The sequence below is a fragment of the Thermobacillus sp. ZCTH02-B1 genome (genome assembly GCF_002159085.1).
GTDB lineage: Bacteria > Bacillota > Bacilli > Paenibacillales > Paenibacillaceae > Thermobacillus.
In genome coordinates this window covers 12,144-27,055 of sequence record NZ_LZRU01000035.1, presented here as the reverse complement: position 1 = coordinate 27,055, position 14,912 = coordinate 12,144, and the positions used below count along the sequence as shown (strand labels likewise).

Sequence of the window (14,912 nt, the reverse complement as noted above, 5' to 3'; positions counted from 1 at the left end):
AAGTTACAAGTTCCAATCGTCGCGTACGCCGTCGGGGCGCCTGGCAACAGCAGCAAGAACGGCCGGATCCGGCAGCGGTTCGGCACGACGGGAGGATGGCCGATGTACAAGGTGCTGATCGTGGATGATGAGGTCTTCGTTCGGAAGGGACTCATCAGTCTGTTGGACTGGGCCTCGCTTCAGTTTGAAGTTTGCGGTGAAGCAGAGAACGGATTGCAAGCGCTGACAATGATCCGGGAGCTGGCACCCGATCTCGTCATCGTCGATATCCGGATGCCCGCGCTTGACGGTCTGGAATTGATTCGGCGGATCCACGGGGAGGACGCGCATCAGCCGAAATTTATCATCCTGAGCGGGTACTCCGATTTCGCCTACGCGCAACAAGCCCTTCGGTATCACGTGTCGGACTACATCCTGAAGCCGGTCAACAAACAGGAACTTGAAACGACGCTGAAAAGAGTCGTCACGGCGTTGAATCGGCAAAAATTGTTATCGATAACAAGAGAAAAACCGCTTATCGAGATCGTCATCGAAAGCCTGGTCCAGAGCGAACCCGACGAACAGGTATTGTCGCAAATCGTGCGCACGCTGGAGCTTCCCCTTGCCGCTCCCTACGCCTATGTCATTGCGGAAATCCAGGATTTGCTGCCGCATGACACCGTCGATTATTTGCCGCCGCTGAAGACGTTCCTCCGGCGGTACTTTGGCATGGACGAACGCCAACTGCTCCTTCATGCGCGCGGCTGCAATCAATACGGCTTCATCGTTCCCCCGTGGTGGCTGAAGGGGCGTCTCAAGGCGGAGCGAGCGGGATATACGGAGCTGCTCGGATATCTGGAAAACCGCCTGTCGACGAAGCTCGCCTTGTTCGTCGGACACCGGACGGATCACCTGAAACAGATCGCCGCTTCCCGCGCCAGCGCGGAAAATTGCCTGAATTACCGCTTCGCTTCGGACGGCGGCGGAGTGTATCTGGCATCGGAATTGAACGGAATGCCGCTTTACCACTTCGATGTGGAAGAAGATTTGCACGGCAAACTGTTGTTCGAGGTCGAGGCCAATCGCAAGGAAGGCATCTGCGCCGTAGTGGACGCCTTTTTCGCAGCCTTCGGGGAACGGCGCTTCGCGCCCGGCGCGGTTGCGAACACCATCCGGCGATGCGTCATCGCCGTGATCAACGGCATCCGGCAAATCGACGGCAGCGAAGAAATGCATGAGTGGATGGAAGACATGCTGAATTGGCAAACCCGATACCGCAATCCGGAACAACTGAAGCGGGCCTTCGCCGGATTCCTGGAGAAGGCCGCGGACCACATGGAGCGGAAGCGCGGAGACAAAGGCGAGGCGATCATCGAGAAGGTCAAAAAATACATCGACGCCAACTTCAGGGAAAACATCTACCTCAAGGGGATCGCGATGGAATTCGGCATGAACCCCATTTACCTGGGTCAGCTATTCCGCAAGCATTACGGCATGTATTTTAACGAATACCTGCTGTCCCTTCGCATCGAGGAAGCCAAGCGGCTGCTGAGGACAACCAGGAAGCGGGTATACGAAATCGCGGAGATGGTCGGCATCCAGAATGCGGATTATTTCGCCGTCCAATTTGAAAAACGGGAGAAGATGACGCCGACGGAATACCGCAACAAGATGCTTGCGCAATCATCGGGTGGTCAGCCGTGAAAATGTTCCGGTTGCACGATTGGAACTTGCTCAGCAAGATGATCGCCATCTACATGGTGTGCGTGTTTCTGCCCACCGTCTTAACGAACGTCATCTTCTATCAGCTGACGATCCGGAACATCAAGGAACAGAAAACGTCCGATTCGGATCAGGCCATCACCCTGCTGCAATCCGAACTGGGGGCGCTGATCGACGAAGCCGCCGGCATTTCTTACTTGTATTCCATTGACAATCAATTGAAAAAACTGCTCAATACCCCTCATCCTTCATACGATCACTACATCGAATTGCTGCTCGGCGTGTCGCATCTGTTCAATCGTTCCGACAAGGAATACAAAACCATCAGTTCCGTCACGATCATGAGCGACAATCCGACCATTCTGACCTCGAAGCAAATTGTCAGGCTTGAGGACGACGTGCGCGGGGCGGAGTGGTATCGTCTGCTCAAGGAAACGAACGATACGTACCCGCATTTGTACGTGACCAACGACGGCATCAGCGTGGTGCAGAATCTGTGGGATCGCCGGCTTACGGGATACGACAATGTGATCAAGATCGATCTGAACCGGAACCATGTCGAGCAGATGTTCCAATTGTCCGGTTTCGAAGGAGACATCTACCTGCTGGACCCTTCCGATCAAGCGCGGTTCGGCCGTCTCGCGGGCGGCGGGCGAAGCCCGCTCATCGAAGCGCACGGTGCCGTCGATCTTCGCGAGATTCCCCGACCGGACAAGGCGATCGTCCTCATGAAGCCGTACCAGTCGGGCCGCTATCTCGGGAACTGGAAGCTTTACGGCATCCTCGATGAAGAAAAAATCCTGTACGATGTCAGAAAATCCGGCCGGTTCATCCTGTGGTTCGCGGGGATCAACTTCCTCGTTCCCACGATCGTCATCCTGTTCTTCCATCGTTCGATCCACAGGCGCATTCAAGTGATTCTGAAACACATGAAATCGATGCGAGGCAACCATTTCGAACCGATCCCCCATCTCCGCGAACGGGATGAAGTGGGCGAGCTCGCGCTGGAATTCAACCGGATGAGCGAGCGGATCAAAAATCTGATCAATGACGTCTACGTCGCCGAAATCCAGAAAAAAGAAATCCTGCTGCGCGAAAGGCAAGCCCAGTTGAACGCGCTGCACAGCCAGATCAATCCCCACTTTCTGTTCAACGCGCTGGAAACAATCCGGATGAGAAGTCTGATGAAGGGCGAATCGCAGACCGCCCAGACGATCCAGAACATGGCCACCATTTTCCGGAAATCGATTCTGTGGAACAAAAGCTTCGTCACCATTCGGGAAGAGTTGGAGTTGATCGAGTGTTTCCTGGAAATCCAGAAATACCGGTTCGACAAAAAGCTGGAGTATCACATCGAAGTCGATCATGCCGTGCTGGACATGGAAATTCCGAAAATGGCTTTTCTGCCTTTCGTGGAGAATGCGAGCATTCACGGGATCGAGAATGTGCCGGGCATCGGCTATATCTCGATCCAGATCGGGCGGGAGAACGAACGGATCGTGTTCATCGTTTCGGACAACGGGGCGGGGATGGATCAGGAGAAAATCGACGAGCTTTACCGGTATTTCCGGGAAGAAACGCCCATGGACAATTCGATCGGCATGAAAAATGTCATCACGCGCCTGAAAATCTGTTACGGAGAATCGTTCGATTTCAGCATCGCCAGCAGCCGAAACAAGGGCACGCGGATCATGCTTCGCCTGCCCGTCACGCACACGGGGCGCGGATTGGAAAAACCGGGCGCTTAAATTATTCAAAGCCGGATCTAAGTTTTGCAATGTACAATTCGTTTTGCATCCCCTTCTATACTGAAAGTGCTTACAACACACTGTTCAGCATGGAAAGGGGACAGAAGATGAGACGGAGACACTGGCTGCGCATCGGTTTGATCGCGATGCTGACCGCTTCGCTGATCTTCGCCGGTTGTTCGCGCGGCGCCAAGGAAAACGGGGCCGGAACCGGCAACGGCACAGGAACGACCGGTACCGCAAGCGGAGACGACAAAAGCCCGGTCACGTTCACGTATTTCGCCTTCGGATCGAACATCGACAAGTTGGCGAGCGAAACCAGGATCGGCCAGATTCTCAAGGAACAGACGGGCGTCGACTGGAAGATGGAGTTCGTCGTGGGCGATCCGGCCATCAAGGCGGGCGTCATGATCTCCGGCGGAGAATACCCCGACGTCATATCTCCGGTCAGCGAGTACGCCAAGTTGGTGGACGCCGGCGCGTTCATCCCGCTCAACGATCTGATCGAACAGCACGGACCCAACATCATGCGCGTGTACGGTCCGTACCTGGACAAGATGAAGCATGAAGACGGCAACATCTACATCCTGCCGTTTACGGCCAATGTCGGCGGTTACATTTCGGACCCGAATCCCGTGACGAACTTCTGGATTCAGCGCAGGGTGCTGAAGGAATTCGGTTATCCGAAAATCAAGACGCTCGACCAGTATTTCGAACTCATCGAAAAGTTTCATGAGAAATATCCCGTCATCGACGGCAAAGAAACGATCGGCTTCGGCATTTACGCGGGCGACGCCGCCCAGTATTACACGATCACGAACCCGCCGATGCACCTGGCCGGGTATCCGAACGACGGCAACGTCCTCGTGGACCTGGAAACCCACGAAGCCAAGCTGTATCAGGGAACCGAACTCGAGAAGCGTTGGTTGAAAGCGCTGCATGACCTGTACAACAAAGGACTGCTGGATCCGGAAAGCTTTACCGCCAACGGCGACCAGTTCATGGCCAAAATCACCTCCGGCCGCATGCTCGGGTTTGCCGCCTATATCTGGCAGATCGGCGACGCCATCAACAACCTGAAGACGGCCGGCAATGACGACCTGCAATATGTATCGCTGCCGATCGTGTTCGACGAGGACATCACGGACGCCTATGTGGATCCGCCGTCCTTCGTCAACAACCGCGGTCTCGGCATTTCCGTCAGCGCCAAGGATCCGGTCCGGATCATCAAATACTGGGACAACCTGCTCAAGGAAGAGAACCAGAAGCTCACCACATGGGGAGAACCGGGCGTTACGTACGAGGTGGACGAAAACGGCCGCTTCTATATGACGGAAGAGCAGCTTCGCAAACGGAACGACAATGACTTCCGGCGCGAATACGGTTTCGCCTATTTCGAGTACGAATGGCCGCGTTACGGCAACAACTCGGTCTATGAGGACGGCAACGCGCACTGGCCGTTCTATCAGCCGGAAGTCGCGAGGGTCAATTATACGGAAGGCGACAAAGAGCTGCTGAAGGCCTGGGGCGTCGAGACGTTTGCGGATCTCTACGCCACGCCCGTCGAAAGACCGTGGTACCCGGCGTGGAGCATCGAGAAACCCCAGGGCTCTCCGGAGGCGATGTTCAGCCAGCAGGCAAACGACCTCATGATGCTGTACTATCCGAAAATGGTGCTTGCTCCGGAGGGACAGTTCGAAGCCGTCTGGGAAGAGTACATGCGGGAGTTCGGCAAGCTGAATGCCGCGGGTTACGAAGAGTTCATGACCCGGAAAGTACGCGATCGCGTCGCGGGGAAATGGTAATCAACAGTGCCGATTTCCACGATGCCATAAGGGAGGGAAAAGCGGGCCCGGCTCGCTTTTCCCATCCCATTTTTTCCGAAATTGGCGCATGTTGCGGCCTGAAGGGAGTCTGACCTTGGTGGTTGAAAAGTCGCGCATCAGGCAGTTTTTCAAGTCGTTGTCCAATCAGAAAACGTTGATGCTGATGTCGCTGCCGTTTCTCGTGTGGGTCATTGTCTTCAAATATCTCCCGCTTTGGGGCTGGTTGATTGCCTTTCAGCGATACCGGCTGGGAAAAGGTCTGTTCGACCAGACGTGGGTGGGCCTCGAAAATTTCAGGATGCTGTTTCAGGACCATCATTTTTACCGCGTCTTGCGCAACACGCTCGTCATGAGCAGCCTCAACCTCGTGCTGGGCTTCGTAACCGCTATCACGCTGGCGTTGCTCCTGAATGAGCTTCGCCGGGTGTATTTCAAGCGGACCGTGCAGACGATCAGCTATTTGCCGCACTTCGTCTCGTGGGTCGTGGCCGCCAACATCGTCCAGGAGACGCTGGCGCCGGAGGGCATCATCAATAACCTGCTCCTCAAGCTGAACATCATCGAACGGCCCATCTTGTGGCTCGGCGTCGGCGAGTACTTCTGGGGCATTCTGGCTGTCGCAGAGGTGTGGAAGAACGTCGGTTGGAACACGATCATTTATCTGGCCGCCATCACCACCATTGATCCCACGCAGTACGAAGCGGCCCAAATCGACGGCGCGTCGCGCTTTCGCCGGATGTGGCACATCACGCTTCCGGGCATTCGGCCCGTCATCGTTCTTTTGCTCATCATGAACCTCGGACATATTCTCGAATCCGGTTTTGAGCCGCAATACCTGCTCGGCAACAGCATGAATATCGAATACTCGGAAAACCTTGACATCTTCGTGCTGAAGTACGGGATTCAGCTGAACAACTACGGTCTGGCGACCGCCGCCGGCATCTTCAAGACCGTGGTCAGCTTCATTTTCATCATCTCGGCCAACCACATCGCCAAGCGTCTCGGCCAGAGCAGATTGTACTAGAAGAAAGGAGGCGGTATGATGTCGCGGACCCGTTCCTCCGTTGCGTCTTCATTCGGAGACAAAGTGTTTGATTTCTGCAATTACATTTTCATGATTTTTCTGATCGTCGTAACCCTGTATCCTTTCATTAATATGCTGGCCCTGTCGCTCAACGACGCGAACGACTCCATCCGGGGCGGCATTTATCTGTGGCCAAGGGTTTGGACGCTGCGAAATTACGAATACGTGTTCAGCGAAACCAACGTGTACTTCGCGACCTTCATTTCCGCGGCCAGGACGATCATCGGGACGCTCGTCTCCGTGTTCTGCACGGCGATGCTGGCCTATGCCGTGAGCCGTCCCGAATACAAGCTGAGAAAATTCGTTTCCATTGTCTTCATCTTTACGATGTATTTCAGCGGCGGCCTCATTCCCGAGTACCTGCTGATCAAAAATCTCGATTTGCTGAACACCTTCTGGGTGTACATCGTCCCGGGCATCATCGGCGTGTTCAATATGATCGTCATTCGCTCCTTTATCGACGGTCTGCCGGAAGGCATCCTGGAATCGGCCAGGATCGACGGTGCCGGGGATTTCACCGTGTTCATCCGGATCGTCCTTCCGCTGATTGTGCCGGCTCTCGCCACCGTTTCGTTGTTCGTGGCCGTCTACCAATGGAACTCCTGGTTCGACGTGTTCCTGTACAACTCTTCGAGAGCCGATCTCAGCACCCTGCAATATGAATTGGTGAAAATCCTGGCCAGCACGAACACCTCGCATCTGAGTCCGGCCGACCAGTATGCCGATGCGATGGGGGGCAGAACGCGGACGGTGACGCCGACATCGATCCGCGCGACGATGACGATCGTCGCGAGTTTGCCGATCATCATGGTTTATCCATTCCTGCAGCGGTATTTCGTCAAGGGCCTGGTCATCGGCGGGGTAAAGGGCTGATCCGGCCCCGTCCAAATTGGCCATTGTCTTCCGGATCCTGAAAAAATACAATGGGACCAGGATACTGAAACGAAATAGCCGCCATGGCCAGGAAGGTGAAAGGGTTTGCGCAATCTGGCGATGAAGTATGACCGGCCGGCCGGTGAATGGAACGAGGCGCTGCCGATCGGCAACGGCCGCATGGGCGCGATGGTCTTCGGCCATCCGGCGAACGAACGGCTGCAGCTCAACGAAGACTCGCTCTGGTACGGCGGCCCGCGGGACCGGAACAATCCGGACGCGGCGAAGGTGCTGCCGGAGATCCGGCGGCTCATTTTCGAGGGGAAGCCGCGGGAAGCCGAGCGCCTGGCGGTGGCGGGCCTCTCGGGCCTGCCCGAGACGCAGCGGCATTACGTGCCGCTCGGGAATCTGCTGCTGACCTTCGGGGGGATCGATCCCGAAGCGGTGGAGCGGTACGAGCGGACGCTGGATCTGGAGCGGGCCGTCGTGACGGTGGAATTCACGCATCGGGGCGTTCGGCATCGGCGGGAATATTTCGCGAGCTTCCCGGATCAGGCCATCGTGGTGCGCCTCACCGCCGACCGTCCGGGGCAGATCACGCTGACGGCGCGGCTGGAGCGGGCGATGTGGCGGTATGTGGACCGGACGGGAAGAAGCGGGACGGACGCGATCTTCATGGCGGGCGCAAGCGGCGGCGAGGGCGGCGTGGCGTTCGCGGCGGCGGTGGCGGCGAAGGCCGACGGCGGCAGGCCGGACGCGATCGGCGAGCACCTGATCGTGGAAGGGGCGGACGGTGTCACGCTGGTCATCGCGGCCGCGACCAGCTTCCGCGAGAAAGAGCCGCTCGCGCACAGTCTGGCGCACGCCCGCTCGGTATGCGCCGCGTCCGTCGACGAACTGCTGGAACGGCATGTGCGGGACTATCGGGAGCTGTTCGGGCGCGTGACGCTCACCCTGGCCGGGCATGAAGAGAAAAGCGGGCTGCCGGTTCCGGAGCGGCTTAAGCGGCTGCGACGCGGAGAGGACGACCCGGGGCTCATGGCGCTCTATTTCCAATACGGCCGGTATCTGCTCATCGCCTCCAGCCGTCCGGGATCGCTGCCCGCGAACCTGCAGGGCGTCTGGAACGACCAATTCCTGCCGCCCTGGGACAGCAAGTATACGATCAACATCAACACGCAGATGAACTACTGGCCGGCGGAACCTTGCGCGCTGCCGGAATGCCACGAACCGCTGTTCGAGCTGATCGAGCGGATGCGGGAGCCGGGCCGCAGGACGGCGCGGGTCATGTACGGCTGCCGGGGTTTTACCGCGCATCACAATACCGACATCTGGGCGGACACGGCGCCGCAGGACACCTGGCTCCCCGCGTCGTACTGGCCGCTCGGCGCCGCCTGGCTCTGCCTGCATCTGTGGGAGCATTACCGGTTCACGCAGGACGTCGCGTTCCTCGGGCGGGCGCTCGAGACGATGAAGGAAGCGGCGCTGTTCGTGATGGATTACCTGGTGGAAAGCCCGGGCGGCGAGCTCGTCACCTGTCCGTCGGTGTCGCCGGAGAATACCTACGTGCTGCCGAACGGCGAGACGGGCGTGCTGTGCGCCGGCCCGGCGATGGACGCGCAGATCATCCGCGCGCTGCTGGGCGCTTGCCTGGAGGCGGAGCGGGTGCTCGCGGAGCGGGCGGGCAAGGCGGTCGACGAGCCGTTCGTCCGCGAGGCGGAGCGGGTGCTGGAGCGGCTTCCGAAGGACAAAATCGGCCGGCTCGGCACGCTTCAGGAATGGTACGAGGATTACGGGGAGGCGGAGCCGGGACACCGGCACATCTCGCACCTGTTCGCCCTGCATCCGGGCGACCAGATCACGCCGCGGCGGACGCCGGAGCTGGCGCAGGCCGCGCGCCGCACGCTGGAACGGAGGCTGGCGCACGGCGGCGGGCACACCGGCTGGAGCCGGGCGTGGATCGTCAATTTCTGGGCGCGCCTGGAGGACGGCGAACGGGCGCACGAGAATTTGATCGCCCTGCTCGCCAAGTCGACGCTGCCGAATCTGCTGGACGACCATCCGCCGTTCCAGATCGACGGCAATTTCGGCGGCACGGCCGGCATCGCCGAGATGCTGCTGCAGAGCCATGACGGCGTCGTCCATCTGCTGCCCGCGCTGCCCAAGGCTTGGCCCGCGGGCGAGGTCAGGGGGCTCCGGGCGCGCGGGGGATACGAGATCGACATCCGGTGGGCGGACGGCGTTCTGGTTGAAGCGTGGATCACGCCGCGTCTCGACGGCACGTGCACGGTCCGGGTTGCCCGGGATGCGGAGGTGCTGCTGGACGGCCGCGCGGTGGCGGTCCGTCGGGACGCGCGGTATGCCGATGTTTTGTCGTTTGAAGCGAGGGCGGGCTGCCGTTATCTTCTGCGAGCCCGATAGCACGCCGGCTTCATCCCGGGCCGGCGTGAAGCGGGCGGCGTCAGGATGAAAGGAAAAGCCCTGCTCCCTTGTTCGGGATACAGGGCCTTTGTCGTACCAGGAAAGGCACTCAGGGACGTCAGGGACGCTCTTCCCGTTTCCGGTTTTCCAGCAGATGAATGGACGACCACGGTCAGCGCCGCGTTGCCGCCGTCCTCCCCGAAGCCGGGCGCGGACAAGCCGGTGTACAGCAGCCAGGCGGCTCCCAGGCAGCCCGCGAGGACGCCGAGCGAAACGGCCGTTCTGCCCATGTCGTTCACCTTCCCGCATGAGTTTGTATTCTATCTCCGTTTTCCTTGATTTTGACTGCAAAGCTATTGCCTGCGGGCGGGTTTGGATATATGCTCCAATTGAAACCGAAAGGAGTGAGACCGGATCGTGAAAAAGCAAGCATTCAATCCGTATCTGCCGTCCTGGGAGTACATTCCCGACGGCGAACCTTATGTGTTCGGCGACCGCGTCTACGTTTACGGTTCCCATGACCGGTTCAACGGCCACGCGTTCTGCCTGAACGACTACGTGTGCTGGTCGGCGCCCGTCGACAATCTCGGAGACTGGCGCTACGAGGGCGTCATTTACCGGAAGACCGACGATCCGCTCAACCCGGACGGCAGCATGTGCCTGTACGCGCCGGATGTGACCAGAGGGCCGGACGGACGGTATTATCTGTATTACGTGCTGGACAAGGTGTCCGTCGTCTCGGTCGCGGTGAGCGACACGCCGGCCGGCAAGTTCGAGTTCTACGGCTATGTCCGGTATCCGGACGGCACGCGGCTCGGGGAGCGGGAAGGGGACCAGCACCAGTTCGACCCCGGCGTCCTGACCGAAGGGGACCGGACCTATCTGTACACGGGCTTCTGCCCGAAGGGCGACAAGTCGCGGAAAGGCTGCATGGCCACCGTGCTCGGGCCGGACATGCTGACGATCGTCGAGGAACCGGTCTTCGTCCTGCCGAGCGAGCCGTACAGCGCGGGCACCGGGTTCGAGGGGCACGAGTATTTCGAGGCGCCGTCGATCCGCAAGCGCGGGGACACGTACTATCTGATCTATTCCTCGATCCACCTGCATGAGCTGTGCTATGCGACGAGCAAGCATCCGACGAAGGGGTTCCGGTACGGGGGCGTCATCGTCAGCAACGCCGACATGCACATCGACTCCTACAAGCCCGCGGACAAGCCCATGTATTACGGCGGCAACAACCACGGCAGCATCGTGGAGATCGGCGGACAGTGGTACATCTTCTACCACCGGCAGACGAACGGCCACCACTACTCCCGGCAAGGCTGCGCGGAGCCGATCCGGTTCCGCGAGGACGGGAGCATCGTGCAGGCGGAGATGACGTCCTGCGGCCTGAACGGCGGCCCGCTGATCGGGCGCGGCGAATATCCGGCGTACATCGCCTGCAATCTGTTCTGCAAGGACGAGGAACTGTACGTCGGCACCTACGGCGCCTGGATGGACGGCCGGTTCCCGAAGATTACGCAGGACGGCAAGGACGGGGACGAGGAGCCCGGCTACATCGCGAACATGCGGGATTCGGCCACGGCCGGCTTCAAATATTTCGACTGCCGCGGCGTGAAGCGGGTCAAGATCCAGGTTCGCGGCTATTGCAGGGGCGTCTTCGAGGTGAAGACGGCTTGGAACGGTCCGGCGCTCGGCTCGATTCCGGTGGATTTCACGAACATCTGGAAGGAATATTCGGCGGACATCGCGATTCCGGACGGCGTGCACGCGCTGTATTTCACGTTCCGGGGCGAGGGGAACGCGCAGCTCAAGTCATTTGCGCTGGAATAACGGGGAAAGGGAGGACGTGCGTCCTCCCTTTTGTCATGCGCATCGTCCGCCCGGTTGACCGCCGGAACGCCGGGCGGATCAGGCGGTTTCATCCGGACGTTCAAATTCCGTCGTCAGATGGATCCCGGCAAAGCGCCGCTGCCCTAACCGGCCCGATTCCTCGAGTGCCGGCAGGAACGATTCTGCGCACCGCATCACGGCCACTCCGTCATCGCCTTGATGACCCCGCTCTCCGGGTTCAGCCAGTCGCCGAAGACGCCGATCATATCGTCGAACTTCGCGCGGTGCGTAATGAGGCGTTCCGCGTCGACTGCGCCGCTCCGCACGGCCTCGAGCACGCGGGCGAAATCTTCGCGGGTGGCGTTGCGGCTGCCCATCAGCGTCGTCTCGCGCTTGTGGAACTCCGGATGCGGGAACCTGATGTCGCTTTTGACCAGGCCGACGTAGACCAGCGTGCCGCCGTGGGCGAGGTAGCCCAGGGCATCCGCCATCGACCGGGCGCTGCCGGTCGCGTCGAAGACGACGGTCGCGTATTCGCCGTCCGTCAGTTCCGCGATCCGCTCCGCCGGCCGATCCCCGGCATCCACGGCGTCATCCGCGCCCGCCCAGCTCCGGCAGAACGCCAGCCGGCCGCCGTTCAGGTCCATCGCGATCACCCGCGCGCCGGCGAGCTTCGCGAAGGCGGCGACGCCGAGCCCGATCGGACCGGCGCCGATCACGAGTGCCGTGTCGCCCGGGCCGACGCCCGATCGGCGCACCGCGTGCGCCCCGATCGCGAGCGGCTCCAGCAGGGCGGTCTCGTCGAGCGTAAGCCCGTCGGTCCGGATCAGATGGGTGACCGGCACGGCGATGCGCTCGCGCATCCCGCCGTCGGCGTGGACGCCGAGCACCCGCAATCCCGCGCAGCAGTTCGTCCTGCCCCGCCGGCAGGCGACGCAGGTTCCGCAGTGCAGATAAGGGATGACCGCGACCTGGTCGCCTTCCCGCAGGCCCGCGTCGTTCGCGCCGATTCTCTCGATCACGCCCGCCAGCTCATGGCCGAGGATGCGGGGGTATTCGAAGAAGGGCTGGTTGCCCCGGAAGGCGTGCATGTCCGTCCCGCAGATGCCGACCCGGCGGATCCGCACGACGGCCTCGCCCGGACCGGGCTCCGGCTCGGGCAGATCGTCCCGCAGCCTGAAGCGGCCGATTTCCTCGCACACAATCCCTCTCATGTTTCCGGCACCTCCCCGCCCGAACCTATACTTGGATGTTCTCGTTGTACTCCGGCCGTCCGCTGACCCACGTGACGTTATGAACGGGCTCGAGCAGCTTCAGCACGTCCCGGAGCAGCTCTTCGTCGATCGGCTCTTCCACCCACCGGGCGTTCTTCGCGATGTTGTCCGGATTCGCCGTGCTGACCAGCGTCGTCGGAATCCGCTCGTTCGCGGTCGAGAACTGGACGGCCAGCTTCGCGATGTCGGTTCCCCTGGCCGCGCAGAATTCGGCGGCTTTCCGGCAGACGGCCTTCAGCTCCGGCGAGGCCGGATGCCAGTCGGGCGCGCCGCGCAGGCTGAGCAGCCCCATCGAGAGCGGCGATGCATTGACGAGACCGATGCCGCGCGCCTCCAACTCGGGCAGCAGCCCGAGCAGCGACGTGTCGTTCAGCGAGTAGTGGCAGTAGGAGAGGACGACGTCCGGTTCGGTTTTTTGCAGCAGTTTTTCGAACATCTGAAGCGGCAGGCCGGAGAAGCCCCAGAACCGGATTTTGCCCTGCTCCTTCAGGCGAAGCGCGGCCGGGACGGCTTCCTCGAGAATGATGTCGGCCGGCACGAACTCGATGTCGTGGAGGAAGAACAGATCGACGTAATCGGTATGGAGGCGGGCGAGACTTTCGTCGATGCTCGTCAGGATCCGATTGTAGGAAAAATCAAATTCGTCCGCTCCGTAGCGGCCCGCCTTGGTGGAAAGCAGAAACCGGTCGCGCGGAATTTCCCGGATCGCCTTGCCGAGCACCGTCTCCGCCTTCGTGAGCCCGTAATACGGGGAGACGTCGATATAGTTGATGCCCGCGTCGAGGGCGGCATGCACCGCGCGGATGCTCTCGCGCTCGTCCGTCTCGCGGAACACGGAGCCGAGCGAGGAAGCGCCGAAACTCAAGATGGAGACGTCAAGGCCGGTGTTGCCGAGTTTCCGGTATCGCATGGGATTCGTGCCCCTTCCCCTGGAATGGTTCTGATCAAACCCGGTAGACTTTCCGGGCGTTCAGGCCGAACAGCGCCGCCCGCTCCCGTTCGCCCCAATCCTCCGGCAACGCCTGGAGCAGCACGCCGACCACGTCGTCATAGCCTGCCGCGAGCAGGCAGACCGGCCAGTCGCTGCCGAACAGGACCCGGTCCGGGCCGAACAGGCTGATCACATGGCGGACGTAGGGCGTAAAGTCCTCCGGCTTCCAGCGGCGGTGGTCCGCCTCCGTCACCATGCCGGACAGCTTGCAGTACAGGTTCGGGAAGCCGGCGAGCGTCCGCATGTACCCGAGCCAGGGCTCGATTTCCCCGTCGCGGATGCGGGGCTTGGCGATGTGATCGATAACACCGCGGAGATGGGGAATCCGTTCGATCAGCTTGACGAGCGGTTCCAGCTGGCTGCTGCGCACGAGCAGATCGACGGTCGTTCCGTCGTCGGCATAGCCCCGGAGCGCTTCGACGAACGCGGGTTCGAGGATGCGGCTTGCGTCCGGCATGTCCTGGATCATGATGCGGAAGCCGACGAACTTCGGGTGCCGGCGGAATCGCTCGTAGTGCCTGCGGTGATCGGGATCGAACAGGTCCAGCCATCCGACGACGCCGAGGATCGTGTCATCCTGTTCCGCGAGGGAGAGGATGAATTCCGTCTCCTCGATCGTCGGGGCCGCCTGGACGAGGATGGTGCCGTCCAGTTGATGCGCTTTCAGGTGCGGAGCCAGGTCGGCCGGCAGAAAGTCCCGGTACAGGACGGGATATTCGGGCGTGATCCAGCCGTAGTCGCCCCGCTCGATCTTCCAGTAATGCTGGTGGGCGTCGATGCGCACCGTCGTGCCTCCTTCCGCGCGGATGGGGGGGTTCGTTGACTTCTATTATACGAGTGCGCGGGAGGAATAAAAGGGTCGCGGTTTGCGGAAATGTACCCGATTTTGATGCGCGGGGCCCTCCCGTCTCGTTCGTGTCCGGCCTTCGGCATGTTTCTGTTTATTTGTTAAAATGGAAACAAAACGGGAGGTGCGCCATGATGCACGCGCTTGTCATCGGCGGTTCCGGCATGCTGGCCGGCGTGTGCCTGTGGCTGGCCCGCGAGGGCCATCGCGTCACGGTCATCGGACGGGATCGCCGGAAACTGGACCGGCTCAGCGGGCAAAATTCCCGCATAAGCGGGGTGTCGGCGGATTATTCGCAGAGCGCGGCGTTTTCG

General features: G+C 60.5%; 10 protein-coding genes. 7 read left to right on the top strand and 3 right to left on the bottom strand.

Going from position 1 to position 14,912, the window contains the following annotated elements; all coding sequences use genetic code 11:
- Nucleotides 1-102: 102 nt before the first annotated feature.
- From A9Z00_RS13640 to A9Z00_RS13610, 7 genes are all read left to right on the top strand, one after another.
- Entirely contained in the window at nt 103-1,683 is a 1,581-nt protein-coding gene (locus tag A9Z00_RS13640) for a response regulator transcription factor (RefSeq protein ID WP_296978543.1), read from the top strand.
- 2 nt (nt 1,684-1,685) lie between these two features.
- Complete coding sequence (locus tag A9Z00_RS13635; RefSeq protein ID WP_296978540.1) at nt 1,686-3,449, top strand: sensor histidine kinase; 1,764 nt, start codon at nt 1,686-1,688, stop codon at nt 3,447-3,449.
- A 107-nt stretch (nt 3,450-3,556) separates the two neighbouring features.
- Nucleotides 3,557-5,254: an ABC transporter substrate-binding protein gene (locus tag A9Z00_RS13630; protein WP_296978537.1), complete on the top strand. Its 1,698-nt coding sequence runs from the start codon at nt 3,557-3,559 to the stop codon at nt 5,252-5,254.
- Nucleotides 5,255-5,342: 88 nt separating this feature from the next.
- Complete coding sequence (locus A9Z00_RS13625) at nt 5,343-6,299, top strand: ABC transporter permease (RefSeq protein ID WP_483316320.1); 957 nt, start codon at nt 5,343-5,345, stop codon at nt 6,297-6,299.
- Between the two features lie 15 nt (nt 6,300-6,314).
- Complete coding sequence (locus A9Z00_RS13620; protein WP_483316319.1) at nt 6,315-7,232, top strand: carbohydrate ABC transporter permease; 918 nt, start codon at nt 6,315-6,317, stop codon at nt 7,230-7,232.
- A gap of 120 nt (nt 7,233-7,352) precedes the next feature.
- Entirely contained in the window at nt 7,353-9,653 is a 2,301-nt protein-coding gene (locus A9Z00_RS13615; protein ID WP_296978850.1) for a glycoside hydrolase family 95 protein, read from the top strand.
- 417 nt (nt 9,654-10,070) lie between these two features.
- A complete protein-coding gene (locus A9Z00_RS13610) occupies nt 10,071-11,486 on the top strand; it encodes a family 43 glycosylhydrolase (protein WP_296978532.1) in 1,416 nt (471 codons plus the stop codon).
- A 194-nt stretch (nt 11,487-11,680) separates the two neighbouring features.
- On the opposite strand, the gene A9Z00_RS13605 is transcribed toward A9Z00_RS13610, so the two are convergent.
- Genes A9Z00_RS13605 through A9Z00_RS13595 form a run of 3 tightly spaced genes read right to left on the bottom strand, consistent with a single transcriptional unit; the run spans nt 11,681 to nt 14,535 of the window.
- Nucleotides 11,681-12,700, bottom strand: coding sequence for a zinc-binding alcohol dehydrogenase family protein (locus tag A9Z00_RS13605; protein ID WP_296978530.1), 1,020 nt, complete (start codon nt 12,698-12,700; stop codon nt 11,681-11,683).
- Nucleotides 12,701-12,725: 25 nt separating this feature from the next.
- Nucleotides 12,726-13,670 carry an aldo/keto reductase gene (locus A9Z00_RS13600; RefSeq protein ID WP_296978527.1) on the bottom strand — a complete coding sequence of 315 codons (945 nt, stop codon included), beginning with the start codon at nt 13,668-13,670 and terminating at the stop codon, nt 12,726-12,728.
- Nucleotides 13,671-13,704: 34 nt separating this feature from the next.
- On the bottom strand, nt 13,705-14,535 hold the full coding sequence (locus tag A9Z00_RS13595; RefSeq protein WP_296978524.1) for an amidohydrolase family protein: 831 nt from the start codon (nt 14,533-14,535) through the stop codon (nt 13,705-13,707).
- Nucleotides 14,536-14,912 lie beyond the last annotated feature (377 nt).